The 26,227-nt window shown below is 41.7% G+C and carries 21 protein-coding genes; 13 read left to right on the forward strand and 8 right to left on the reverse strand.

Features of this window, described 5'->3' with window-relative positions:
• Positions 1–95: 95 nt before the first annotated feature.
• Positions 96–311, forward strand: a complete 216-nt coding sequence (locus U0035_RS00800; RefSeq protein ID WP_114791411.1) for a hypothetical protein — start codon at positions 96–98, stop codon at positions 309–311.
• 50 nt (positions 312–361) lie between these two features.
• Here U0035_RS00800 and U0035_RS23065 read toward each other — a convergent pair whose 3' ends face one another.
• The 3 genes from U0035_RS23065 to U0035_RS00820 form a co-directional block, all read right to left on the reverse strand.
• Positions 362–694 carry a DUF3875 domain-containing protein gene (locus tag U0035_RS23065; protein ID WP_211316452.1) on the reverse strand — a complete coding sequence of 111 codons (333 nt, stop codon included), beginning with the start codon at positions 692–694 and terminating at the stop codon, positions 362–364.
• 412 nt (positions 695–1,106) lie between these two features.
• Positions 1,107–1,781 (reverse strand): hypothetical protein, encoded by a 675-nt coding sequence (locus U0035_RS00815; protein ID WP_162817906.1) that lies wholly within the window; start codon positions 1,779–1,781, stop codon positions 1,107–1,109.
• Positions 1,782–2,240: 459 nt separating this feature from the next.
• Positions 2,241–3,791, reverse strand: coding sequence for a sulfatase family protein (locus U0035_RS00820; protein WP_245957750.1), 1,551 nt, complete (start codon positions 3,789–3,791; stop codon positions 2,241–2,243).
• Between the two features lie 613 nt (positions 3,792–4,404).
• Here U0035_RS00820 and U0035_RS00825 point away from each other — a divergent pair.
• Both U0035_RS00825 and U0035_RS00830 read left to right on the forward strand, forming a co-directional pair.
• Complete coding sequence (locus tag U0035_RS00825) at positions 4,405–4,968, forward strand: Crp/Fnr family transcriptional regulator (protein ID WP_114791414.1); 564 nt, start codon at positions 4,405–4,407, stop codon at positions 4,966–4,968.
• A gap of 63 nt (positions 4,969–5,031) precedes the next feature.
• Positions 5,032–5,787: a hypothetical protein gene (locus U0035_RS00830; protein WP_114791415.1), complete on the forward strand. Its 756-nt coding sequence runs from the start codon at positions 5,032–5,034 to the stop codon at positions 5,785–5,787.
• Positions 5,788–6,290: 503 nt separating this feature from the next.
• Here the strand turns inward: U0035_RS00830 and U0035_RS00835 are convergent.
• On the reverse strand, positions 6,291–6,659 hold the full coding sequence (locus U0035_RS00835; RefSeq protein ID WP_114791416.1) for a nuclear transport factor 2 family protein: 369 nt from the start codon (positions 6,657–6,659) through the stop codon (positions 6,291–6,293).
• Positions 6,660–6,741: 82 nt separating this feature from the next.
• Positions 6,742–7,065 (reverse strand): four-helix bundle copper-binding protein, encoded by a 324-nt coding sequence (locus tag U0035_RS23085; RefSeq protein ID WP_114791417.1) that lies wholly within the window; start codon positions 7,063–7,065, stop codon positions 6,742–6,744.
• A 1,099-nt stretch (positions 7,066–8,164) separates the two neighbouring features.
• On the opposite strand from U0035_RS23085, the gene U0035_RS00840 reads away from it, so the two are divergent.
• The 10 genes from U0035_RS00840 to U0035_RS00885 all read left to right on the forward strand — a co-directional run bounded on the left by U0035_RS00840 (position 8,165) and on the right by U0035_RS00885 (position 20,127).
• Positions 8,165–9,001 carry a hypothetical protein gene (locus tag U0035_RS00840; protein WP_114791418.1) on the forward strand — a complete coding sequence of 279 codons (837 nt, stop codon included), beginning with the start codon at positions 8,165–8,167 and terminating at the stop codon, positions 8,999–9,001.
• Between the two features lie 22 nt (positions 9,002–9,023).
• Positions 9,024–9,413, forward strand: a complete 390-nt coding sequence (locus tag U0035_RS00845; RefSeq protein ID WP_114791419.1) for a hypothetical protein — start codon at positions 9,024–9,026, stop codon at positions 9,411–9,413.
• A gap of 22 nt (positions 9,414–9,435) precedes the next feature.
• Positions 9,436–10,311, forward strand: a complete 876-nt coding sequence (locus U0035_RS00850) for a hypothetical protein (protein WP_114791420.1) — start codon at positions 9,436–9,438, stop codon at positions 10,309–10,311.
• A 5-nt stretch (positions 10,312–10,316) separates the two neighbouring features.
• Entirely contained in the window at positions 10,317–10,991 is a 675-nt protein-coding gene (locus tag U0035_RS00855) for a response regulator transcription factor (RefSeq protein ID WP_114791421.1), read from the forward strand.
• Positions 10,992–11,002: 11 nt separating this feature from the next.
• Positions 11,003–12,331 (forward strand): sensor histidine kinase, encoded by a 1,329-nt coding sequence (locus U0035_RS00860; protein WP_114791422.1) that lies wholly within the window; start codon positions 11,003–11,005, stop codon positions 12,329–12,331.
• Between the two features lie 524 nt (positions 12,332–12,855).
• Entirely contained in the window at positions 12,856–13,896 is a 1,041-nt protein-coding gene (locus U0035_RS00865) for a hypothetical protein (RefSeq protein WP_114791423.1), read from the forward strand.
• A 424-nt stretch (positions 13,897–14,320) separates the two neighbouring features.
• On the forward strand, positions 14,321–14,689 hold the full coding sequence (locus U0035_RS00870; protein ID WP_114791424.1) for a hypothetical protein: 369 nt from the start codon (positions 14,321–14,323) through the stop codon (positions 14,687–14,689).
• A gap of 125 nt (positions 14,690–14,814) precedes the next feature.
• Positions 14,815–17,154: a TonB-dependent receptor gene (locus U0035_RS00875; RefSeq protein WP_114791425.1), complete on the forward strand. Its 2,340-nt coding sequence runs from the start codon at positions 14,815–14,817 to the stop codon at positions 17,152–17,154.
• On the forward strand, positions 17,154–18,569 hold the full coding sequence (locus tag U0035_RS00880; protein ID WP_114791426.1) for a YHS domain-containing protein: 1,416 nt from the start codon (positions 17,154–17,156) through the stop codon (positions 18,567–18,569). The genes U0035_RS00875 and U0035_RS00880 overlap by 1 nt, the downstream gene beginning before the upstream one ends.
• Positions 18,570–19,284: 715 nt before the next feature.
• Positions 19,285–20,127, forward strand: coding sequence for a sensor histidine kinase (locus tag U0035_RS00885; RefSeq protein WP_162817907.1), 843 nt, complete (start codon positions 19,285–19,287; stop codon positions 20,125–20,127).
• Between the two features lie 803 nt (positions 20,128–20,930).
• On the opposite strand, the gene U0035_RS00890 is transcribed toward U0035_RS00885, so the two are convergent.
• Genes U0035_RS00890 through U0035_RS00900 form a run of 3 tightly spaced genes read right to left on the reverse strand, consistent with a single transcriptional unit; the run spans position 20,931 to position 26,152 of the window.
• Positions 20,931–22,829: a heparinase II/III domain-containing protein gene (locus U0035_RS00890; protein WP_114791428.1), complete on the reverse strand. Its 1,899-nt coding sequence runs from the start codon at positions 22,827–22,829 to the stop codon at positions 20,931–20,933.
• A gap of 52 nt (positions 22,830–22,881) precedes the next feature.
• Positions 22,882–24,408 (reverse strand): family 43 glycosylhydrolase, encoded by a 1,527-nt coding sequence (locus U0035_RS00895; protein ID WP_162817908.1) that lies wholly within the window; start codon positions 24,406–24,408, stop codon positions 22,882–22,884.
• A gap of 25 nt (positions 24,409–24,433) precedes the next feature.
• The gene (locus U0035_RS00900; protein ID WP_114791430.1) at positions 24,434–26,152 is read right to left on the reverse strand and encodes a RagB/SusD family nutrient uptake outer membrane protein; all 1,719 of its coding nucleotides are present in this window, start codon (positions 26,150–26,152) and stop codon (positions 24,434–24,436) included.
• Positions 26,153–26,227: the final 75 nt, after the last annotated feature.

Consider the following 26,227-nt stretch of genomic DNA (forward strand, 5'->3'; position numbering starts at 1 on the left):
GATATGCTCCCAGCAGTAAGAAAGATTGTAGTGAAAGAAGGCTTTCAGCAGATCCGGATCAATAAGGTGGAGCGGATATCAAAGGTATCCCAAAAATGATCTATGAATATTTCGGGAATCTGGAAGGACTTGTCAAAGCCTGCTTGAACCAGGTTGATTACTGGAAGCAGGAAGATCAGAAAATGGACAGCGATGCCGCTTCAGACAGCCTTTTGGTCAATCAGGAATTTATGGCAGCATTGCTGCGTAATGACTTTGAGTACCTTTATAATTCTGCTGAAATGCAGGATATTACCCTGTGCGAAGCCTAAAGATGCTGCAGAGAAGCAACATAATATAGATACGAAATCACTTCTGACAATCAAGAAAGGGGAGGTAATACTAGATCAACAGGCAATTGGTACATTTTAATTCCTGATTCAATATTTCCGTACTTCTTGGCGTAGCTTTGAACCTGTACTTTTTCCCGCTCTTCAGTGGTGTAGGCCAGGTATTCCTCCGGGCTTACTTCTGTCCGATATACCTTCGACAGCGCACCTCCAAGTGAAATAAATACCTCGTAATTGGCGTCAGACTGCGTAAAGATCTCCGGCAACTTTGCTTTAAACACAATAGAGATGTCTCCGCGTCTGCTTAAAATGCAATCATGCTCAATAGCCATTATAGGAAATAAATCCTCGATCACTTGTTCCATACTCACTTTTACCTTGGGTTTCGAATACAAAGATGAGGTGGGAAGCAGGCGGATCAGTAGTCCGATCGGGTATTTATATGGCCATAATTGTTACAGCAATTTATAACCAGGCAGGAAAATATTCAAAACGCAAAAGTTTGGCATTGCAATTGTGTAGATGACAAATGTATTTGCATCCAAAGGATGGAAACACATACATTAAATCGGGTAAAACTTTTTTCATATAGCAAGCAATCGTTAGAGGTCAGTCTGTTTCTACAGGAGGACCTTTTTTAATTGTAGATAGGACAGTCATATTGCCTTTAAGGCTGCGGTGATGACGCTATTAATTAAGATAATTCCATACCAGTATGTCAATACCATCATCTATCCGATTATATCGATGCGCATTTTTTCAGCTAATGCCTTCAACTTAAATCTTTACTCTAGGGACCTCAGGGCAATGCGCAGCTTCATGCCTGTAGGACAATATCGCCTTAAATTCTTCAATCAGTTTAGAAGGGCAGGTTATTTTCGTGCTACCTTCCTTTTGGGGATTGATGCTACCGGGAGATTTGGAATGGATACTAAATTTCTTTTTCAGGCATTGAACCGGCTTTTGATCCAGTAGATAAATCCGGTGTTCTGTGACATCATCTTTCGTTGAACCCTCTGGTCCAGTTTCAAAAGACCATAAAGTTTGTCTCTTGAAAATAAAATAAGGAATGCTATCTATAGTAAAGAATTGATCTTCTGCATGGTGATGATCGTACTCTTGATATTTATGGGTAATCAAGCGCAGTGTTCCCTGGTACGAGTAAAAGCTGATTTCACCACTTTTTTCATCGCCACAGTGATAGGGGAAACGAACAGAATCCATCTTGGCTGCATTCAGGTAGGTTATTGTCGAATCATATATCTGCCGGATCCTTTCAATAGTTGTAGGAATTTGAGGTGGATCGCTGTGGTCTGTTGAAGGGATGCTAACCATGGCGTCCTTCTGTTGAGAATCGTAGGCACCTTTTGATGGCCGATCTTCGCAGGACGCGCAGATAAAGAGGAGTAGCAAAATGCTTATAAAGGATCTAAATATATGTGACGCATTCATACAATCATTTTCCCCGCTTGTAGAGCAAAAACGGTTCCATTCAGTAAAGTTGAATTCAATTTTTTATGAGGTTTCAGTGGTCATAGCCGAATATTCTTGACATTGACGTTGGTAAATCTCTCTATGAGATGTATTACCAGGCGTGCGCTAGAACCGAGCTGGCGTTGCATTTCCGGAGGTGAGCGCTTCCTGAAGGAGTGGCTTCATATAATATTCCCTTCAATTCTGGTAGGATATCATTCTCCTTTATTTGGCGGCCGATTATGATCATAAAATTACAAATAGGTTTTACCATATTCATTTTGATCACCCGCAATAATATTTTCCCAGTTGGTATTCAAATGACAAAACAGTAAAGGTAATTATTGTTGAAAATTATCAAAAAAATCAATTAAACATCGCATACGTTATCGCCTCATCGCAATATAGATAATTGTATGGAGGTTAAAGACGCATGATTCACGGCTCAGGAAATGCTCTTACCGGGCCTGAATATCTTTCGTAAGAATCAAATATTTCCGGGAGAGGTGCTGTTATTCTTGGATCGCCTGACCTTTGCAACTCGGTTACCAGGAGGTCTTTCATTTTATTTTCAATGGATTGGTAATCATCCAGCCCGGAAAGATTATGTAAACATCCGGGATCCGTTGATACCCGGTAAAGTTCATATTCGGGTCTTAATGCTGTGGACCAATCGAAGTAAGGTCTGATAGCTTTGTCTTTATAATGTTCAATTATAAAAGATTTGGAAGGGCTGGCATCAATATCAGTAAATGCCCATTCCGGGTGATGGATCCCACGAGTGTCAATTCCAAATTTTGGAAACAGATCTTTTCCGTCTAATGACTGAAGGCGCTGGGGATCTCCCGCCGGCCACCTTTTCGGTTTTATGTTCCAGATGAACAGGAATTCCTTGTTCCTGAGCGCTCTTTGCGGGTAACCCCAGTTATTGTATCTTGAATAGGAATGTCTTTCCCGGCCTGACAATGCGAAATGATCGCTCGAATCAGCACTATTATCAATTAGGCTTAAGAAACTTTTGCCTGAAATGGGCATCATTCCTTTCGTTGTAGTTTTTGTAAGTTCCAGCAGCGTTGGAGCAATATCTGTGAAGCTAACAGGCGCTTCGACAATTTTGCCAGCCTGTATCCCGTCAGGATAGCTGAATGCGAAGGGTACATGTATTCCATACTCATAACAGTTAGCTTTAGCTCTCGGAAAAGCCATGCCGTTATCTGAAGTTACAATTACGATCGTGTTCTCCAATGCTCCTTTTTCTTTTAAGAAATCCAGCATCTTCTGCAGATGGCAGTCAAACCATTCAATCTCGATAGCATAATCCAGCAAGTCTCCCCGAATCGTATCATTGTCGGGTAAGAATGGCGGTACCTGTACTTCTTTTAAAGTCTTACCACTCCGCTTCCAGGAGCCTCGCTCGAGCCCCCGGTGCGGTTCTGCTGCCCCATACCAAAAAAAGAAGGGTTCACTGGCGCCTTTGGCATTATAAAAGTTTTTAAAATTTTCGTAATAATTGATATCACTGATACCGCTGGCAGGTCTTGGATCGGTGCCATCTCCTTTTTGGTAACGTATGCTGTTATAAGCCTTGCCTGCGGCGTTGCCTTTCCTCCATAAACTGTCATTTTCGTTTCTGGCGTATTGGAAGGGATCTACACCTTTACCTGTATATCCGGTGTGATAACCATTCGAGGCCAGGAGATCAATAAAGGATATGTACTTTTTCATCCAGCTGGATGCATGTTGACCGGCCTGTTCGTTCTGCCACGGATATCTGCCAGTGACGATAGCGCTTCTTGATGGCGCACATCCGGGTGAGCCGGCAATGCAATTGGTGAAGAAAACCCCTCGTCTGGCGATTTGGTCAAAGGCAGGAGTTTTAACAAATGTGCATCCATTGATGCTGGTATGGTAATAGCTTTGGTCATCGCTTATGGCAAATAAAATATTAGGTTTGACCTTTGTATGGGCTGTCTGTGAGCTTACCTGCAAATTTATGCTAATGAGTACAAAGATGAAATAAAACCGGCATGTCTTTAAAATCATAGCTGGTAATTAGAAGGATTTGATTAAATGTAAATATCTGGGGCATTAAATGCGAATCGATTCTGTTCAAACCTTCAAATTAAAACGAAAGATTGAATACAGCAATTCAATTCTTAGTCCATTTGTGTCACCGGTTTAGGTACTCATGATAACTTCGATGATCTTAGAAAGGAATGGTAGGGGAGCTACATTGCAAGGTTCTCAAATTTGCTATGGTCGAGATGAGTTTGAAAGCTTTTCGCTTCTGGAGAGCAACTTGTTCGGTTAGATGAAATATCGAAATCACATGGCTAATAATTGTATGGGCGAGTGGTATAAAATGAAGTCCGCATTCCCCTGCAATTTACCAATTGGATAAAATTAGTGGAGATTTACAGGTTCTCTTATTACAACGAATGGAAGGCCGCTTTGGGTCAGTCATTTGGGGACTATATTGACCCTATATTCAATCTAATGCAATCGATTGCTATTGCATACTTTCATAAGGAACATGGCAATTGGTATTATTCATTGAATTTGGGGTTTATGAGCAAATTATAAAATTAATATATCTTCAGGTATGAACGGATTGATTGAATACTTTTCCGGCGGGACTGTTCTGACAGAACAAGCAAGACAGGACTTACTCGATAGTACAAAGGTAAAATCTTTTAGAAAGGGTACATCCTTGCTTAAGGAGGGGCACGTAGCACAGTACCTGTATTTTATAGAAGAAGGCTTGTTAAAGCTAAGCTTTACAAGGAATGGTAAGGAATTTATTATGAGATTTTTCCCGGAAAATAGTTTGTGCACCGGATTGGATAGTTTTCTGACAAAAACAAGGTCTGGCTATGGATTGGTAGCTTTAGAAACAACAATGGTGCATTACATAAGTCATCGTGACATAGACCATTTATGCCGGAAACATCATTGCGTTGAAACCGCATTCAGACAATTTTTAGGTATGGCTTCTGTCAATATGATGGCAAGGGTCAGTGAGATGTTGGAAGAAGACGCAATTAGACGTTATGAAAACTTTCTGCAACAGAACAGTTCTCTTTTGCAGCGCATTAGTCTGGGTGATCTGTCAGGTTATTTGGGCATAGCCCAGGTTTCTTTGAGCAGGATCAGGGCTAAAAGATAATTACTTAACATATGTAAAATAATGCGTTCAATTTCAGGTAGATCTTTGTCTGAAATCTGAAATATGCAACAACAATTAATTACTCTTAATGACAAGAATGAGTTTCCCTTAGTAAATCTTCAACAGCCCCTAAGTAGTTTCTTCCTGTTAATTGCAGCTGAAATTGATAGTAGTCCGTTTCCCTTTTTTCTTTCTTCTAGTAACGCCAAAAAAAAGCTAATAGAGGTAACGATTCAGTGGCGCGATCAGGTGCAGTCGGCTTTCCCTGCAGCTAAGATTGTCGTCTTCAAAGGCCTGGTAATTCCGCCAGGAACCAGCCCGTTGATAAAAGATCCTTCTTACCAATTTAAATATGCCCGTTATGATCTTGTGATTCTGATAGAATCTGATGAGAAGGAGTTGATAGAAAAAATATTGGTCAGCGATAGCTATAAAGTTCTTAATGAAAAGATTCATTGGAGTTCCAGGTCGACCTATGTGACCCATGCAGTAAATGTAAAACGAATTTCAAATGTGGATCATGCAAGACCTGGTGTTTTTCTTTTCAACTTTTTTCAAGCTGTAGACACACAACAAAATCTTGACGTTTGGCATTACACAGCCGGTTGGTTTCAACAAAAAACGGGGTTGGATAACTCGACTGTGCTGTTGCCCCGGGGCGGTGATGATACTTATGCAATCGTAAACCACTGTAGGTGGGATAACCTGATGCAGGTATTACCAGCTCTTGTTTTTTTCAGGTCTTTCAGGCAATATGTGCTGCGGCATTTTTTGGCAAATAGGGTGGCTCCTATGCCGGTTTTATATAGGATGGTTTAGAGTATGCTCCAGTGGCAAACGTGAATGTAACCGGATCCTTACCATCTTGCTCGACTTTGATGCTCCTCAACTGGTTCAGACCGCCACGCAACACCTGCGCTTTCCGCAGGCAGACCAATACAGAATGGTATCAGTTCTTCGACGCATGCATGGCTTGGTTGTTCGACAACGGTGATTTGAGAGGAGATCAGAAGGATTTCTCCCTAAAAGTTAATGAATGTAAAAAGCTTTGCACGGATCTTTATACTGATATGTGATGTTCATACATCAAAGTATATACATATTGGAGTTATTAAGACCTCAGGTGAAACTGGTCTCCATATTCATGATTAGCTTTAAGCTTCTGCACTCGTCTAATCTATTGCCTATCGGGTAACAGAATATTTAAAATGATAATGTTGGCTTATGTTGATTGATATATGCTCTGAAAGATTGCAGGCTCGAAACATCCTGACGGAATAACGGTCACTTTGCAGGACAAAAGCTATTTTTTTAGCTGAGGTTTACTTTAAATCAGATTCGGTATGCATGGCACAACGCCATGTGTTATCATCTTTGATCCAGGTGGAGGTACAGGCGCATTTCATCGATGAAGTTTTTCCTTCTGCTGAATGCTCTAACTCAATAAGGTAAGCAATCACTGCATTGTTGTCAAATATTTGTGTCTCCACTCCGGAAATGTCTAAAACCGTCCAATTGACACCGGCACCAGATTCAAACATTTTTTTAAAAGATGCTTCGTCTACATTTCTCACGCCGTCTTTTCCCGCGGTAATACAAGGAAAGCGAGTGAGATTTTTAACTGTTTCAAAATCGTGAGCTTCCATTGCTTCCCAATATTTTTTTTCAAATCCAAGAATTTCATTTTCCATAATAATTACGTTTACAGGATTAATTGCGTCTACATGATTTTTATTTATGGTTCCTCAACCCTCACTTTTCATTATAGTCCTCTTAATAGCTGGGGGCCTGCCTGCATTGTTCAGCACAATTATTACAAATTTCAGCGCAGGCTTTGCAGTGCTCGTGTTCGTGTTTATTACATTCATCGGCGCAAGCCCTGCAGATCTCTTCGCAAAGTAGCAGGGACGCTTGATCGGAAAAACCATGTTCGAGCGATAGGGCAGTGGTACGGCAAACCGACGCGCAAACGATACCGGTTTTGATGCAGGTTGTTAAATGCCCCGCATGTTCTTCATTTAAACATGATGCCACGCAATGTTCACAAGCCGCGGCGCATTCATTAAGTAATTTGATTAGCCTATTGTATTTCTTCATAGCTTATGATTTAGAATTTTGGAATATTTATCGACAATACGTTTCTGCGTTCAATATTACCTATCGGCCTTTTCCGGCTGCTGTTTGGAAGCTGTTATCCTGAGCTTCTTTTGGGGAGAAGGACAACTTTAGCCCATTTTCCCTTGCTGCTGACATGGCGATTACAATGGTTTGCTTATGAATTTAAATTCCCTTCCTCAATTTATGTGTTACTGTTCCCTTTTTATTGCCGCCTTTGATGTCTTTGTCATGATATTCGATTTAGTGACAGGGTTATTATCGCTTACAAATAATATTTGGAGAGATGCTCCATCATTTGAATTTTGACAAATACCCTGCCAGTAAGACCTAAAAAAAACTAAAGAATGACTGCGTAAGTGTATAAACCGTTTAGACTGACGTCAATTGCCCGCTAAGCAGAAATTAATAACCTCTGCAATACATTGGAGTGCTATTGTTTTAGTAAGCTATTCTCATTTGCCTTTTCATCTTTCTTTTCCGGATGGTATTATTGTTCATTATAAATCCTATTGCACGCAGTGCGTTCGTGATTGGTTAAGCGCTCACAACATGATTGATATTCGTAATAGCAATGAATAAAAAGAAAATTAAGATTTAAGTGTTTTTCATAGGTTAGCAACGCCCGGTTCTTTCCAGGGCTGGTCTTTAATTTATCTGTTTTTAAAAATAGGAACGTTTGTTAAGCTACATACAGTTATTATCAGATTTTACCCATTGGGCTACGTTGCTTCAAAAGGTTTATTAAAGCTTCATTATTATATGCGAATACTTTTTTCATTGCTGTTATGCTGCATGTTAGACATCTTAGAAAGTATAATCATGATTCCGGTGATCAGATAAATAAACAGCAAGCCGGTGTAAAAACTTATCATCGTACGTAAGGCTACATATCCGGTCCCTGTCTGGTTTTTTTCAGCGCTCTGTACTATTCGTTCGTTATTGGCTCCGGCAAGCCATTTTGATTGATCTGCCGCCTTTAGTCATTACGCCTTGTTGTCGTACCATCTGTACATTTTCATGTTCGCTTCATGTTGGGCTGATAGGTTTGTTGAAATTATTCATCCTACAAAAAAAGTTTATGAAAGCAACTATTTTATGTATAGCATTTGGACTGGCATCAACAACGATTTTTGCCCAGCAGGCCGGTGGAAAGGCAATAGCCGGTTCTTCATCAGCCATTAAAACAAAAAAAGCTGATGTTAAAGGTAACGGCAGCGCAAGGGTTGCAATAAGTACCGATGCTCCGGGTAAAACCGTAAATGAAACTAAAGAAGTTACCCAAAAGGCAAACAAGGCAACAGGATCCGGGTCTGTAAACAACCAGGGAAATGAGAATGGCAGCGATAAAAATGTATTATCTGCCGGGAATGATAATAAGGTAATGGTAGAAAGTTCCGAGGGTAAATCTACTATTACAGGAAATGGAGAAGCTACAATAAGTGCTGATCATGTCGAAAAAACAGGAAAGACGATCGCAGAACTTGCCCAAGACACGAAAGATGCGGCTGAAGGGGCTGTAAACGAAGCCGGTAATAAAGCTAAAGTTATAGCAAGCAATACTAATGCTTCTGTCTCGCTTGAAGCCATATCATCATCAGGTGTTGCTGTCAAGAAGGATAATAATGCATTATCTGCTAAGAATAACATCGATGTAACGATGGAAAAGGAAATTAAAGGTGAAAATATAGTGAAGGCCGAACAAAAGCTTGAAAATACAGCCATTGAAGGGCTTCACAAAGCCGAAAAGACTATAAAATCAGGTTCAGCCAATGCGCAGTCACACATAAAAAACACTACAGATCCTGTTTCAAAAAGCGCAGTAGCTGCTAAATCCGGCGTCCAAACAATGCTGAAAAGCAAACCCATAAAAGCTGCGGTTAATACAAAGACAATAACCGGCCTACAAATAAGATAGCCATTTGAACGCTAAAAAAATAATGAAAAAGAAGATCGCGTCTACGCTCTTGATCACCGCATTCTTCACGATCCGTACCCTTACAGGATGGGGCAGCGTACCTACCTCGCTGTCCCATCCTGTTATATCAAAACAGTTTGGGCTGTCATCAGGGGAGTATTGCCTGACGGATACCGTGCCCCCAAAAAAGGCAGAGCAGCAGGCCAAGGATATAAAAGACGAGAGCTTAACACAGAAATCTTCTGCTAAAGGTCCTGTAAATAACGCCATTGTAACTGTGCAAGAGGAAATAAAGACGATAAGGGAAGTCCCAAAATCAAAAAAGAAAATAAAACCGGTAAAGATAGACGTTGTTCCTCTACCGCAAAATATTATAAAACCTAAGATCATCATAAAGAAGATTAAAATATAACCCTTAAAAACTATTCGGGCTTATGAAGCAATTTTATTTATCTCTTATAGCATTCTTTACCTGGGTCATAGGAATGGCACAATCGGGAGGAGACAGCACCCGGCTTCCTTTAACTGACAGCATCCAGGCTAAAAAGTCTACATTTACGATTGGCGCCGTGTACGCCAATGATGCCAGTTATTACGGACAGAGATCCGATGAAAGATTGCCTTATGTTGCCCTTGCCGCGGCATACCACCACCGTTCAGGGTTTTATTTGACTGGGATGGGATACAGGCTGTTGAATGATTCAGCCCGGCTGGCATCAGCGTATAGTCTTGGTGCGGGATTTTCTTTTCCGCTTGGCAAATCATTCACTGCTGATCTCAGCTACGACTATAGCATTTACCCCAAATTTTCTCCTTTCCTTCAGGCCGCCAATCCCCATAGCGTCAATCTCACCATAGCGCGTGAGAGCGTTGTGGACCTGTCTATTTCAGGGGACTATGCGTTCGGCAAGACCAACGACTTTTTCATCACTCCACAAATCAGCAGGGATATCGACCTTTTCAATATCGGGAGAAATGATTTGGTCTCATTCAATCCTTCGCTGGATATGACGGCGGGTACCCAGCACTTTTATGAATACTACCAGGAAGAAAAGGGTATCCGCGACAGCATTCTTGGCATATTGATGCCGCCTGTCCTCGGAGGCTCTCCTTCGGAACAGAACCCAACAATAAAGACAACCAACCGTTTTGAAATTTTATCTTATAACCTTAAACTACCGGTTTCGTATAACCGAAATCACCTGAAGTTGGAAGTTTCGGGACAGTTTTCACTGTTGAGTAAACAGGCACAGAGCCAGCCGGGAAAAGTGAACTCATTTTTTAGTGCAGCATTTTACTATCAATTTTAAATATTATGAGAGCACTGATTGTTGAAGACGAACGTGGCATGGCGTTGGAAATGGAGGACTTTCTCAATAAGTCTGGATACTCTTGCGAGCTGGCCTTTACCGCCAAACAGGCGCGGATAATGATGGAGGATTCGACATTCGATTTTATTTTACTTGATCTTGGATTGCCTGATAAGGATGGACTGGCAGTGCTGGAAGAAGCCAAGCTCAACTGTCCTGAAGCATCGTATATTATCATAACAGCCAGGGGCAAAGTGGAAGACAGGATAAACGGATTGAACCTGGGTGCAGATGATTACTTATCAAAGCCATTTTCGTTGCTCGAATTGCAATCGCGCATGCAGGCCATTACCCGCAGGAAATCAGGCTTGAAAGAATCCCGGATTGAATTAGGCGATTTTACCTTGCTGCTCAATCAGCGTACAGCGAAATGGGGGGAGCAGGAAATAGATCTCTCCAGGAAAGAATTTGATCTTTTAAGTTATATGGCGCTTCATAAAAACCGGCCACTTACCCGCTTTCAATTGAGTGAACATATATGGGGTAATCTTTCAGATGATGACTATGACTCCAATTTTATAGATGTTCACATTAAAAATATCCGTAAAAAAATGAGCAGCTATGGGGAAACAGAATGGCTGCAAACCATACGTGGTGTAGGGTATAAAATTAAATTATAAACTGCCGTTGCGTGAAACTGATTACAAAACTTACGTTGTTTACCACTATTTCAAAGGCAGTAATTGTATTGCTGTTTGTATGGTTGCTACCTTCAATGGTGGAAGGGGTTGCTTCTGACTACACTAATTATCTGTTAAAGCAACAGGAAAAAAAAGTATTTGTTACTATTCAAGAAAATGGGATTGATTATTACCTGGAGGGAGATTCCTCCTATGGCAGCTATACGATGCTGAAGGAAGAATACATTTCGCTGGAACAGAATAATCATTTGACCATGCCAGACACCCTGCTGACATCAAAGCGAATGATAGAAGGAGATACTTTAACCTACCGGCTGCTGGTTCGGAACTTTGAGTACGACGGCAAATCCTATATATTGGAAATCGGGAAAGCGCTCGCATCTATCAACCAATACGATAAGCCCTTACAAAGAATAGCCTTATCGGTGCTATTGATACTGGTCCTATTAACACTAATTACGGATTTAGGATTTACGCATGTAGTGTTACGACCTTTGAAACGTATTATACGCAGTAAGTTGTATTCACCAAAATTTCCGTACAATGAAAAGCTGGAGCCGGTTGCTACATCCACTTCAGATTTTAGCTACCTTGATGAAGCGTTGATCAACCTGATGCACCGGATCACAGCCGACTTTGAAAGAGAGCGGGCATTTACTTCAAACGCCTCTCATGAACTGATGACTCCGATGGGAATCCTCCAGAATAAAATGGAAAACATTATGCTTTCTACGGAGGATCGGGATGTATTAGAAAAGGTATCAGTGATGATGAAAACGCTCGGCAGGTTAAAAAAGATAGTGAATTCCCTGTTGCTGATTTCGCGGATTGAGAACAATCAATATGCCAGGCAGGATACAATTGCGCTTGCTCCGATGATTTCGGAAATGATGAAAGAGTTGGAACCGCTTATGGAGGAAAAAGGAATAAGGTACACTACTTATATTCCTAATGATATCATCGTAAAATCGGCTAGCAAGGATTTGCTTTTTCAACTATTGTATAATCTGCTTACCAATGCCATCCGGTATAACAGAACCGGAGGGAGCATTGAAATTAGCGGCAACTATTCTCCCGAAGAAAAATATGTGATAATAATTAGGGATACAGGAATCGGAATTGAGGCAGGGGAATTACCCTACATATTTGATCGGTTTAAAAAAACATCTTCATCCTGTTCCAGCAGCAATGGGCTTGGCCTTTCTATCGTAAAAAGTATTGCTGATTTTCATGGCATTGAAATAAAAGTTTCATCGGTGAGGCATCACGGAAGCAGCTTCTTTGTTGGCTTCCCTCAGATGATGGTGAACCTGCAGTGACGGGGATCGAAATGACTGAGATTAAAAAAAGTGTGGAAAATACTTCCCCAAATCCGGACCCGATATTTTGGATATTCTAACTTATTTTCTTATTTGTTAAACATTATGTAATCATAAATAGAGGCAGAGTTCAAATAAGTGAGCAAAAGCCTCCGCTGGCAAATTATTATCGCTCTATCCAATCCCTAACTTGCTTCGCTCTTTCCGGCTAATTAAAGGCTTCCGGGATTCAGGTTAAACGAATGGCTCAAAATGCAGACAAGCTTTAAAGTTACCAACATTTACCGATTGGCGCCAAAGAACCGCAGCGAATCTACTGGTTGTTGCACTTCAACCCGTACTGTACAGAATGCATTCGTGATTGGTAAGCTCTTATAAAATAATTGATATCGTAATAGCGATAAATAGAAAGAAATTAAGATTTAAGTGTTTTTTATAGGTTAACAACGGCCGGTTCTTTTTAGAGCTGACCTTTTCAAAAAATGAAAATTATCATTAATTTAGCGTAAACTAAAACAACTGAAATGAACCCTCTAAAAGCCGCCGGTATACTGTTATTGTGCTTACTGCTTTCCCCGTCATTCGGTTTTTCTCAAATCGTTAACAGCAATCAAAACATTGTCGCAGAATTTTATGACGCCAGAATAAATAATATTGAGATTAATGGCGCTAAGGCAGCAGGGCAGGTTCGTTTGGCCAGGCTTCCCTCTTGGCCATACCAGTTTTTAAATTGCAGGGAAGAGAAGATTTCAGCAAAAAAGAATAACGCATTGTTTTTTAGCCTGGGCTTGACAAATACAAACAATGAAATGTTTAACGTAAATAAGTTTAACTTCAAAAGGAACAATGGAGTTTCGACTGGTATTACGTTCCAGCATTCTTTTAGTGAGGTGTATTTGGGCTGTGACTCGGTCAATCAAAACCCACACCATTTGAAGTCTTTTCTTGTATCTTTAGATTACAGATTTGATAAATTTTATGGGTATGATCCAGGATCCCAAAAGGAAACTATTAAAACCCCACATGTAATGGGGTTACGGGCCTCTTATAGTCTTTACTATTTTAATTATCGAAGTAGAGCGAAAGTGAAATATACATTCATCCCAACACTATCCGGAAGATTCAACTTCAAAGATTATAATTCTACAAAACTTTTAAACTATTTGAAGAATGAGAATACCACAAATGATGGTAATGTGGTATTTACAAATAGTACCAAATTTGATGGTAAGTATGGTGTTGTCGATAATAGTATTACCACTGGGAATTTGTCATTATCGCTCCCATTGGTATTCGCAAAATTTTCTGAATCTCTACCATCTTTTGCACCTACTCCGTACATCACCTACACCGTATATGAAGGGGATAAACCAAAAGTTAATGGCGGAATTGCTTTTGGTTTTTTATCTAAAGCACTCGTTGATCCGGAAACTCAAATAACCGATGGTAGTTATTTTAAAAAGTTTGTAGTTTCTTCGAGCGTTTCAGTTGGCGTAGATTGGAACTATCAGAATGGTGCGGGAAGTCGTCCTAATTATTTTGTTGCTGGAAGTATAAAATTGTAGGCATTTTAAACCGGTATTTTTAATCGTTCATTTGTAAACTACCAATTAGTTTTTTTAATATTTTATATATAGCCCTCAAGTAATTGAGGGCTCGACTGAACGCTTTAAGAATAAGGTGTTTCAGATTCCAATAAAGCAGTAATGTATCAAACCGTTGATTATCCAAATGGCTAACATGAACCCAAGACTAAGCCAAAAGAAACTATACCGTAAAAAATGAATACCAATGCTACATGCGGAGTTTGAAAATATGCTTAATTCGAATATAAACCCTTTTATTTGCTGATTGCGTATTTAAGTTGTCAAATAATCTTTTTATTTTGATGTCAGCAATTAACAAAAATGGTTGATAAGAGGACCTTACATTTCAGACTTTGCAGGATGGGGCCATTGATATTAAACTATTACCTACCTTCGCGGCACTTTGCAAAAGATCGTTGCAGCAATATTAATTTTAGCCTTCCTTGGACAAAGCTTCAACCAGTACTGGTATTTTCTTGATTACCTGGTTGAAAAAAAGGAATATATTGCCCGATGCGAAAATAAAGCCCGTCCACAGATGCATTGTAATGGGCAATGCCAACTGATGAAGAAAATAAGGGCGCAACAGGACAAAGAGCAGGGGCGCCCACCTGAGTTAAAGTTGGCTGGCAAATCTGAAATTATTCCACCTGTTAATGAATCGTTGTTGCCGCCTGTTGGTGAGCATTTAGACAGGCAGCCTCTCCCTACCTGCACCATGACCTTACCAAAAGGTCAGCCCTCTTTGCTGTTTCGCCCGCCTGTCATTTGATGATTTTCTTTATTTGTTTTGGCTTGACTTTAGATAGTCAGTGAATTGATCTCTAGAAGCAATATAATAGTCTTATTATATCCTTGTCTTAATAGGTCGCAATCTCTTACATTTTAATCATTTAAATGAAATTTCTTGCACTTTGTGTGGGGATGCTATATATCGGCATGCTGCATGCACAGACGGCTATCCGGGGTAAAATAACCGATCAGCAAACAGGTGAAGCGCTTTCCGGAGCGACAGTAAAAGCAGGAACGCTGGTGACTATGACTTCAGCGGATGGAACTTTTACCATAGAACTTCAACAAGGAGTGGCCTATCTAACGGCTTCTTTTACGGGCTATGAAACAATGCGTGTTCCATTATCGTCCCAACAACCCTATCTTTTAATATCATTGGCAAGCAATAATGTGAATTTAAGCACTGTTTCTGTTACAGGTTATCAAACTAACCGGAAACTTTTAGAAACTGCAGGCTCAATTGGCATCTTAAATGCCGCTTCACTTCAACGCGGCGATAATATGGATATTATGGCTGCATTGAATACCATTCCTGGCGTAAAAATGGAAGCCTATACAGCAGGAAATTACAGGATTTCAATAAGGGGAAGTTTAATTAATAATCCATGGGGAATCAGGAATCTGCGTGTTTACTGGAACGATATACCGTTGTCATCTCCGGATGGTACGGCGCAAAAAAGCATCGACTTCGACCCGGCTATAATTGGCTCTGTAGAGATATTGAAGGGGCCATCAGGAAGTATGTTTGGCGCGGGAAATGGAGGAGTGCTCCTTATCAAAAACTCAAAAGCTGCGATAGGGCAAAATACATTGGAGGCTGGCTATACTGCCGGATCCTATGGGTTTAACCGCCTTGAGACAGCTTACAAAGTTGCGGACAGCAGTTTTAATATATCGGCCAACATCATCCGGCAACGTTATGATGGTTACCGTGAAAATAATTGGGGGAACAAGGATGTTGTAAATATCTTCTCAGAATACAGTCCTGGTAAAAACAGGAAGATCAGTTTTTTTGTTACACATGCCGGGGGTAGTCTGGGTATTGCGGGAGGATTGACCCAGGGCCAGATGGATTTGATGCCCAGACAGGCTGTCATATATAATAAGGAGAACAAAATTTCTGTGAAGAAATACGATGCTACATCGGTTGGCGCTTCGCAGACCTATGAATTCAACGACAGGTTTTTCAATACAACAAGTATATACGGTAATTTTCAAACCTACGATCATCCTTTTGGGTCAGGTATCTATTATAATGGTTATTTGAAGGAAAGCTTATCAGGTTATGGTGCTAGAACAAAGTTCCGGTATGCTGCCGACCTGGGCAATATTAAAAGCCGGTTTAGCGTGGGAGCGGAATACCAGTACCAGCACCAGTTGGGGAATACTTTCGCTGTTATTAATGATGTGCCCCGAACATGGCCCGAACCGGGAGCGTTGCGCCAAAATGATATTGTCGTATCGAAATCGAATTCCTTGTTTGCGCAGGCAGAGCTGGACCTGCCTTTGGGTATATTCTTCACTGCAGGTGCCAGTTTCAACCGTTTATCATACGATATCCTGGATCTTTTTAAAGATTCGATGCATGTAAATTACTCCGGATTATTAAAGTTTCCGGACCGGATTTCTCCCAGGGTTGGACTTGTAAAGAAAATCACTCAAACTGTGGCGGTACATGCCAGTATGAGCTACGGTTACTCTCCGCCGCCTGTGTCTCAAATCAATAACTATGACGGAACACTAAACATCGACATCAAACCGGAGGATGGTCGTAATTATGAGCTCGGACTGAGAGGAGGATTATTTAAAAACCGTTTCAATTTCGATATAAGCGGTTATCAAATGCATCTGAAAAATGCGATCGTTCCGGTAGCAAGACCTAATGGTACCACAGCCTATAGAAATGCAGGCGCCACTAACCAAAAAGGAATAGAGGCGTTACTATCTTATGTGGCTATCAGTAACTCTGAAAAACACTTGTCATTTTTGAAAATTTGGGCAAGTTATAGTTATAATGACTACAGATTTACAGATTATAAAACCCAATCCTTTGATTGGGCGTCTTCCTCGGTAATAACTTTAGATAACTCGGGCAAACAGGTAACAGGTGTGGTGCCGCACAGTTTGTCTGCGGGAGTTGACATGGATACGAATTGGGGTTTCTTTAGTAATCTTGTTTATTATTATTACGAAAAGATCCCGCTAAATGATGCCAATACCTACTTTTCAAATCCTTATTCTTTACTGAATGGAAAGCTTGGATACCGCAGGGCAATCGGACCCCTGGGTTGCGAAATCTTTGCAGGAATAAATAATGCATTTAACGCACAATATTCGTCATTGATACTCTATAATGCAGATGCCAACGGTATCCCGCCGCAGTTTTTTAATCCCTCACCGGGTATTAACTATTATTCAGGTTTAAAACTTAAATATAATTTCTAATGAAGCTGTATATTTTTTTGATTGTTATGGTGTTTCTGTTATCCTGTGGTACTGAAAACAACAAAGGCAATACATCACAACAGGCCCTGTCGATTTCCGACTCTTTAAATCTAGCGGGATGTGTTAGCCTGACAAGTGACGAGAACAACCATCTTGTGATCAGTTGGACTGAAACAGAAACAGAAAGTAAAAAGAAGCATTTTTACATGGCTACTTTTGATGAATTGACCAAAGCTTTTTTAACCAGGGTGTCTATACCGGTTGAGCAGAACGTGGCCTTGCACGAAGAAGGCATGCCGAAAATTGCTATTAAAGGGGATGGTACTATTATTGCTGTTTACGAAACCTCCACGCCCAGTGAGAAAAATAAGTTTGCAGGAGACGTTAGGTATATTGTATCAATGGACAAAGGGAAGACCTGGACGCTTCCCCGGTATCTGCACCAGGATACAGTCGCCGGGAAGAGTCATTCTTTCGCAACGATAACAAGGTTGGGGGATGGGGAAATAGGCGCTTGCTGGCTGGATGCATCCTTAAGTAAAATTAGTAAAGGGAGGCCAGTGAAGTTTGCAAAAACAAGTGCTGCAAATGCCTTTGGGAATGAACAGCTCGTTGATTCGGTTGCCTGTGAATGTTGTCGGATAGCCATTGGAGGTCATCCTGACGGCAGGCTGGCAATAGCTTTTCGGGATATTATTAATGATTCGATACGGGACTTATCTATAATAACTTCAAACGATAACGGAAAAAACTTTAGCGGAGCAATACCATTTAGTAATGATGGATGGGTAATCGATGGTTGTCCTCATAATGGTCCGTCTGTTTCAATAGGCGAAAAAAATATTTATGTTACCTGGTTTACCGGTGGAACTCAGAAAGGAGTGTATTATGGAAAATTAGGGGATCAAATGCAGTTATCATATAAACGGCTGATGAGTGCGCAAGGTAGATTCATACAATTATGCCAGTTGCCGGATGATAGCTCTGTTGTTACTTTCAACGAAGCCCGCGTTGAAGGTGACCTCCATTATAACAGAATCATGTTACATAAAATGACAAAGGGAAAAGCGTATAGCTTTGAAATAGATGGCCGAAGGTCTCTGGCCACTTATCCTGTTGTAAAAGCGCTATCTGCTGATAAAGTTATGGTAGCCTGGAGCCAGGACGATAAGATCTATTACCAGGTAGTAGATGTGAGTGCAATTAAGCAGCCGGTTCCGGATGTTCAGCCAGCTGCAGGCGTTATCCTTTCAAATCCGGCAACTATCAAGACTTCGAATCCAACCGATCCTGTATGTGGAATGACTATCGGAGGCCACGCTTCGCTTACGGCAACATACCAGGCAAAAGTGATGGGCTTTTGCTCAGATATCTGCAGGGATAAATTTATCAAAGATCCGGCTGCCTTTGATTGAATACACCTATTTGGTTGACGAAGGAGAAGGCGCTTAATTCAGATTTCTATAGTTGAACTTGAGGTGATCAAAAAGGGTAATTGGGTTGCTATACAGTTGTCTGTTGCCAATTCAAAACCATTTGCAAGACCTCCATCGAACCAACCAACTGCCCGGAATAAGAGAGATTTTTACAAACAGGTTACCGCACGGCAGCCGGTAACGAGGCATTTCAAACTCCTTCAACTGATGATCAACGAATGGCTATCCAGCTGCCAGGGTCGTGTCCTGGGATTTAATATTTGAGCATTTCCCGTTCCTGGCAAAAAGAACAAGTGAGCTGAGATTATTTTTCGATCAATTTGCTGAATTCATGGAGTGGAACAGGGCGTTCATCGAAAATTGAGTTAAAACAAGCATATTGATGAATACTTTGCATCACATCCGGATGTGGAATGTTACTCTAAGTTCTGGCAAACACCCCGGAAATTCGGCACCGAGGCAGCCTTTAAGCCAGGAGCCCGGTGCAGTCTTTTTAACCATTTAAAGATATAGCGATGAATAGTGTCATTAGAGCGTCGAAAAAGGTGATAAGGAGATTATCCCGGCCATTAAATGATGATCCATAATATAAATATTGATTTACAACTTGTAAAGCCCCACTTAAGCCCAATCTCTAAACTTGAAATCATCTTTAGCTATGATAATACTTAGCCTGATTTCCTCTTTGCTAATTTTGTTGACAGTATATGTTACCAGCCTTCGCCGCAAACTCAAACAGGCGTGTCAAAAGATCCGGTGCCTGGAAACAACGGATCTGGAAAAGGATAAATTTTTTACGGTGATGGCCCACGACCTTAATGGCTTTGTCAACACAGGTCATGCGGCGCTCCAGCTTTATAGGTCAGGGGTTTTACCGGATAAAGATGCAGGGTTTGTTCTTGATAGCATTGAGGAGAAATTTCATACGGCCTCAGTGACACTTCAAAGCCTTTTAAATTGGGGTAAATTACTTTTCAGAGGCGCTTCTATCAGCAAGTGTACCTTTGATATGACTGCTGTAATAAATGCTGAGCTGGACCTGGCAAAGGCAGCTATGAGAACTAAGGATATATACGTGATCAACGAACTTGAGTTCAGGCAATACGTATATGCCGATCCGGAGCAGTGCAAATTCATCATCCGCAATCTTATTAATAACGCGCTGAAGTTCACGCGTAATAATGGTATCATTACAATTGGGATATCTGAAAACGTGCGCCCTGGCTTTGTAGTGATCGCTGTAAAGGATAGTGGTATAGGAATGTCTCCTGGGAAATTAGAGAAAGTTTTTTTTCCTTTTGGAGAAAGTACAGAAGGCACAGCCAGGGAAAAGGGAAACGGCGTCGGACTCATGTTATGCCGTGAATACGCACGGCGGAACGGCGGCGATCTGTGGGCGGAAAGCCAGAATGAAATAGGGACGACTTTTTACTTAGCTGTAAAAAGCCGGACAGATCATTTGACCAATCAGCAGTCCGGTGTTAAAGATCGTACTTGCCATAGCCCCGTTGCGCAATATCATGAGCAGTTTGGTTAGTGTGCTGTACGACTTTCGCTTATTAACCTGGATTAATACAAAATTTGCCTTACTTCGAATAGCTTTAAAACGCCGGGTGCGATTACCAATGATACCGGTTATTGAATCATATTGCCACCCTTAATACAGGATATATATTTAAGATCTTGAAACAGTTTAGCCTTTTATTAAATGAGGGTTCACTATACATGGCTCGTTCAATTGAGGAGGCTCCGGATCCGGTTGTATTGAACAGGAGCTTTTATGCTACCTGAATGCGGGTGCCCGGTTCGCCCCGAAGTTTAATCTCAATCTTTATGCTGATCCATGTTATGGCTATAAAGCCTGAACCCATTAAAGAGTAATAGCTATACATGCCATCATGGTAACCATCCAGAAAATAATTCAACTTCCTTCGCTCCAACTAACTGCCAGCTAATTAAATACACGGGAGCAACGCCCGGAGATAACTATGCGTATCCGCACAGCGGAGGGATATACAGCAGGATGGAAGCAGGACGGAAGAATATTTCCTGATAGAAAACCACTGCCCGATCTGTGCTTCGGCAACAGATCGGCAGGATGATATCACCTATTCTTTCAGAAGGACGGCGCTCCACCTACCGGATAAAGAAGCAAACTTAAGTATGGGGTCAAAGACCAGATAATAACCTTTGGGTTTTATTAATTGGTCTCTCTCTGCTATAACCCGGAAAGGTTACCAGTAGAAAATTAAAACCGGAATCGGGAAGGGGCTATCCCGGCTCGAACTATAAAGTTTCTCAACTTCGAATAACGGATTTTAGCGTTTTACGCTCTTGGCATTATTTATCAGCCATTTTAAGAACAACAGAAAACTTAGCCTTTTTATTTGCCTGGATTTTCGCATCGAACCCCAGCATTATAGTGCCTTTATTAGGTTGGTTATAATTTCCATAATTATAGTTGCCAAACTCGCAACGGTAAGCTTCAGGATTTTCTGAAGGCCTTACTACCAGTTTGAAGGGCTCACTTCCATGAAACGTTAACAGCATTGTTTTACCTTGCTGCGAAAGCCGGATAGTTGTGTCACCTACAATTTCGGCGACTGCAGGGGTAACCATATTCCATCGTATATCTACGGGCGACGCCCCCGCTTCAATAAGGTCGTCTACCTGCAAATAGCGATCTCTTACTATCACGGCCTTTCTGGTGGCAGACCTGACTTCATTATGCAGGTTAAGTACCTGCGTGAGGTCCACAGTAGCCCCCAACTCTTTATCTTTCTCAAAAGTCTCTATGATATTGGCCCGGCCCTTTACGTTATGCCTTTGATTATTGATGCTGATGGTATTGTGATTAAGATTGTTGTACCGGAAGATATCCCAACGTTGGGAACTTTGCTCCATATTCCAGAGGTCTACACCTTTAGACTCAAGCGTGATATAGCTTTGCAAACCAAAATCCATGGCCCATCTCAGTCCGGCCTCGTCATACACAAAACTGCCCTGGTCCATATGGGCATGCCCATCTGCCGCGCTGCCGCCTTTAATGCCGAGATATTTACTTTGGTTATCCTGCCATTGGGTACGCACTATCGTTACGGGTGTGATGCCATGACCTATAAATATCTTTTTAACCGGCTTCAAAGATTTTGACAGGTCCATATTTTTTGAAAAAATCATTGCAAGAGGGAGTATCCGGTCATCATCTGTACCCTGTTGGGTATATCGTCCTTTTTTTATCAGTTCCTTTTCGTTGTAGATTAAGGAAGGATCTTTTAGCTGGTCAGCAAACCAGAACATAGCGGGAGAAGGCGCAATGGCTCTGCCGCAATCATAGTAGTTGTAATAAAAGCCGGACGGTCCCTGGGCAAAAAGCATATAATAGGCAGACTGCATAAAACCGGGTGCCTTTGACAGATTATGATCAGATCCCAGAGCTGTTTGCAATGCGGCTGACAGCATTACCTGGAAACTGGTACCGTAGTTCCAGTAACCCGGTCCTTCGGGATAATTGCCATCAGGAGCAAAGGCCTTTAAAGGCAGCAGGTTGGATTTTAACGATCTTTCAATGATAGCTACTGCTGCTTCTTTTTCCTCATCCAGTATCGCCAATGCCCCATATACAAGGCCAGCATTACAAACCGAGTTCCAGTTGCTATGTGCTTCCAAAAACCAGGCATCCGATTTATAGTAAGAAGCCTTGAATGCTTTTTCCAATATAGCTGCCCGCACGTTTTTTTTAGTGCTTTCTTTCAGCTGATCGTATAACCAGTCATAAGCAATTGCCACTCCCATACACATTTCACCAACATCCAGGAAATGCGAGGGGTTCCAGCTTTCAAATTTGCATAAAGCATTTAATTCGGTCTCCGCCCTCTTCGCATATTTACTCTCTCCTGTCATACGGAAACTATAAGAAAGGTAAAATAAGCGGGTGAGCGCCTTTCTTGAAACGGCCAGCAACCGCTTTCCTTCTTTTTGAAATACCAATGGAGGCTCAGTAATTGATTGGTCTGAAATTTTTAGTATGTAATCATCTACTTTCTTTAATTCAGCACTTTTTCGAATCGATGCTTTTATTTGCTGCTCCTCGCCCTGCTTTAACAATAGCCTTGGATGAGCGGCTATATTTTCATAGTTGAACGCCTGGCCGTTGGCCGAAAGGTACAGCGCAATGCAACTTAACAGCATAAAGCTACATCTGGTTCGAATGTATATTTTATATAATAGAGTAGTCATCAGTTTTTTTGAATTTTAATGGCCTTATAATACAATAAATAATAGAAAGCTGCTAATCAAAAACCGGGGCAAGCGTTCTTAACGATGGAGTGCCGCCGGTGATAAACGGCCAGCCACCGGCATCCCAGTGAAGTTGATCCAGCATCAGTACACGTCCCGAAGCATCAGTGGTTTTAATGCCATGGTAGAGTAACCAGTCACTGCCTTTTTTGTCCTGTACAATCTGTGAACAATGCCCGTTGCCAACAAAAGAAGCATTTTTATTGATGACTAAGGTATAACCATTTGACATCATTGTTTTACCATTTTTATCTACATACGGCCCTGCGAGATTGGCCGAGCGCCCGACTACCAGCTGATAGGTACTGTTCAGGCCTGCACAGCAGGAACCAATGGAAGCAAACATATAGTAATGGTTAGCTTTTTTATAGATGTAAACTCCTTCAAAATAGGTACCGGCTACCTGCTGTTTTGTAGCTCCCGGTTTAATTGAAAGCCCATCGTCGCTCATTTCTATCATATAGATGCCCCTGAAACTTCCCCAGAACAAGTACTTTTTCCCGTTGTCTTCTATGAAATAGGGATCAATAGAATTTTGCACATCAATTTCATTACTTCTAAACAGCTTGCCCTTGTCTGTAAAGGGTCCGCCCGGCTGATCGGCCGTAGCAACACCTATACCACAGGTCCACTCACCGCCCCATACAGACATAGAATAATACAATACATACTTACCGTTGATGTAATGAATGCTAGGCGCCCACAATCCGCCATTGGGTTCGAAATCCGGGCGGGTGGCATCGGTAAAAGCAGTGCCTGCTTGGGTCCATTCGAAAAGATTTTGAGAACGCATTACAGGTATATTGCGGGTATCCTCAGTTGCGTAAAGGTAAAACCATCCGTCAGCAGATCTAATAACTGTCGGATCGGGAAGACTTCTGCTGACGACCGGGTTGCTGTATTGAATATTGATATAGCTGAATGGCACATTGTCCGACGTTTTTTGCCGTACAGCTACCTGGATGTCTCCATCTTTTTGGCCGGCATATTCAGGAACTATTAATTGTATTTTTTGTCCTGTTACAGCTATAACAGTAGCAGCTTTGCCACTAAAGTTTATGGCAACATCAGACTTTTTATCGCCAAATCCTGATCCGGTAATTTCAATAGTATCGCCTGCAGCAGCTTTTACGGGATAAGCTTTAATTTTTGGATGTGGATAGTCAATGGTAAAAAGAAATCGGTTCGATGGCTGATCGCCCAGCTTAACCCTGATTTTTACCAGTTCACTTTCTGCAGGTGCGGGCACTATTACTTTTACCTGGTTATCTGCTGCCGTCACTACGGCAGCGTCCTGATTGTCGAATGAAACGGCCAGCTGACCGGTACTGGTGCCAAAATTATTACCGGTAATAGTGATCGTATCGCCCGGCACGGCAATAGCAGGTTGCACCAGCCGTATTTGCGGTCTTCCGGGTACACCATTGTCAATGCTTTTATCCTTCTTGTCTTTCGAGCAATGACCAAGCGTTACAATAGTTGCAATGCCCAGGAGGCATCGGCTGATATATTTCTTCATTAGGATCATTTTTTAGTGATAAGGTTTACCATCCCGACCGTTGTTTTAAACTCGGATTAATAGCAACTTCCTGCAAAGGATAGGGCAGTAAAAGATGCCTTGCTTTGTTGAATGTCAGGCCCGGGGTTAAATAGGCTTGATGAAACTGGTTCGATGCTGTAAAGGATGGGAAATTTATGATGGAAGCGTTGGTTTCATCAAGCTTTTCTTTGATCAGGTTCCATCGTATCAGATCTTGTTTTCTCAGGCCTTCAAAACAAAGTTCCCTCAAACGTTCATCCACCAGTTCGTTAAAGAAATCTTCATGAGCCAGACTCTCAGTGTAAGGCGTCAGGCCGGCCCGCTCCCTTACTTTGTTCAGGCTGTTCAGTGCTCCGGCGTCAGCGTTCGCTGTACCAAACCTGCCGCCAATACTGGCTTCAGCATGCATCAGCAATATGTCGGCGTATCGCAGAATAGGGAAGTTAGTGCCGGTGTAGTTAGCATCAGTGGCAGAAGAGGTTCCGCTGTTGAGGATGGTATAAGGAGCGCCAGCCTGGGGTGTTTTGCTTTTGAGCTCGGCCAGGTTAGTGGGTTCCCACCGTCTGTACTTGCCAATGCCATATTCCTGGTCTAGTGGACTGTTTAAAATGTATCGCATGGTGAATAAACCGGTTGAAGAACTATAATTGTTCTTATAACCTGCAATGCTCCAATCTCTCCGCCTGTCCTCGGGTGAATATTTAAGATATACCGGGAGGGCTGCATTTACGTTTGCAAATCCCCTGGGGATACCGGGCGTGCCCACAAATTCCACCCCGTTGATATTGCCCATTCTTCCATGCACTGTTATGCCGGATGTTATCAGGTTGCCAAAGGATATCTCAAACAAAGACTCTCTGGTGTCGTATTTTTCCTGTATATATTTAAGAAAATGATTTCGGTAGCTCGCTGTATCAGTTGAAAACGGAACGATACCATGCCAACCGTCATTAATCACGATCTCGCATTGTTCTTTGGCTTTTACAAAATATTGCGCCGGATTGTCAAAAAAGCATTCGGCCTCATTGGCTGATAAATAGGGTTGAAATCCGCCCATCCTCAGGTATAATCGTGCCAGCAATCCGTGAGCCGCCATTTTATTAGGTTCACCTGCAACATACCTGCTTTCTTTGGAATGTGACAGATGGGCTGCTGCAAACAGCCAATCTTTTTCCACCTGTTTGTAAACATCCAGTACCGGTGATGGAGGAAAATTATTATCTTTTTGAGAAGAACTGGGTATGAGACGAAGGGGGACAGGGCCAAACCAATTGGCAAGCGTGAAGTAAGAAAAGCCTCTCATAAAGCGCGCTTTGGCTAAAATGAGATTATATTCTTCTTCTGAAAACAGCTCGGCTTTAAGGTTCTTCTCCAGTTGATTGGCCAGGTGAATGCAACTGTAAAATTGAAGCCAGGTGTTTTTTATTTCATCGCTTGACGAAGTGTATTCATATTTGGCCGCCGCCCAGGTTGCACCCGGATCGTTGGTATACGTCTCGTCAGTACCCGCCTCCAGCATTACATTAAAGCGGTAGCCATACAACGCTTCTTTTGACAGCTGGCTGTATATACCCGATAGTGCCAGGTTTGCCTGGTAGGTAGTGGTATAAAAAGTTTCGTCTGTCCATGAATGTTCAGGCTTTACATCAAGCATTTTATGGCAGCCGCAGGCAACGCATATAAATAAAACCAAGGGCGGCAGAAAAATAGCTGTATGTTTCATTCGTATATCTTTTATTTTTTTAGTGAGGTTGTATGGAATGTTCTCTCATTATTTATGTTGAAAAGTGAAGACGCC

The sequence above is a fragment of the Niabella yanshanensis genome (assembly GCF_034424215.1).
Lineage (GTDB): Bacteria > Bacteroidota > Bacteroidia > Chitinophagales > Chitinophagaceae > Niabella > Niabella yanshanensis.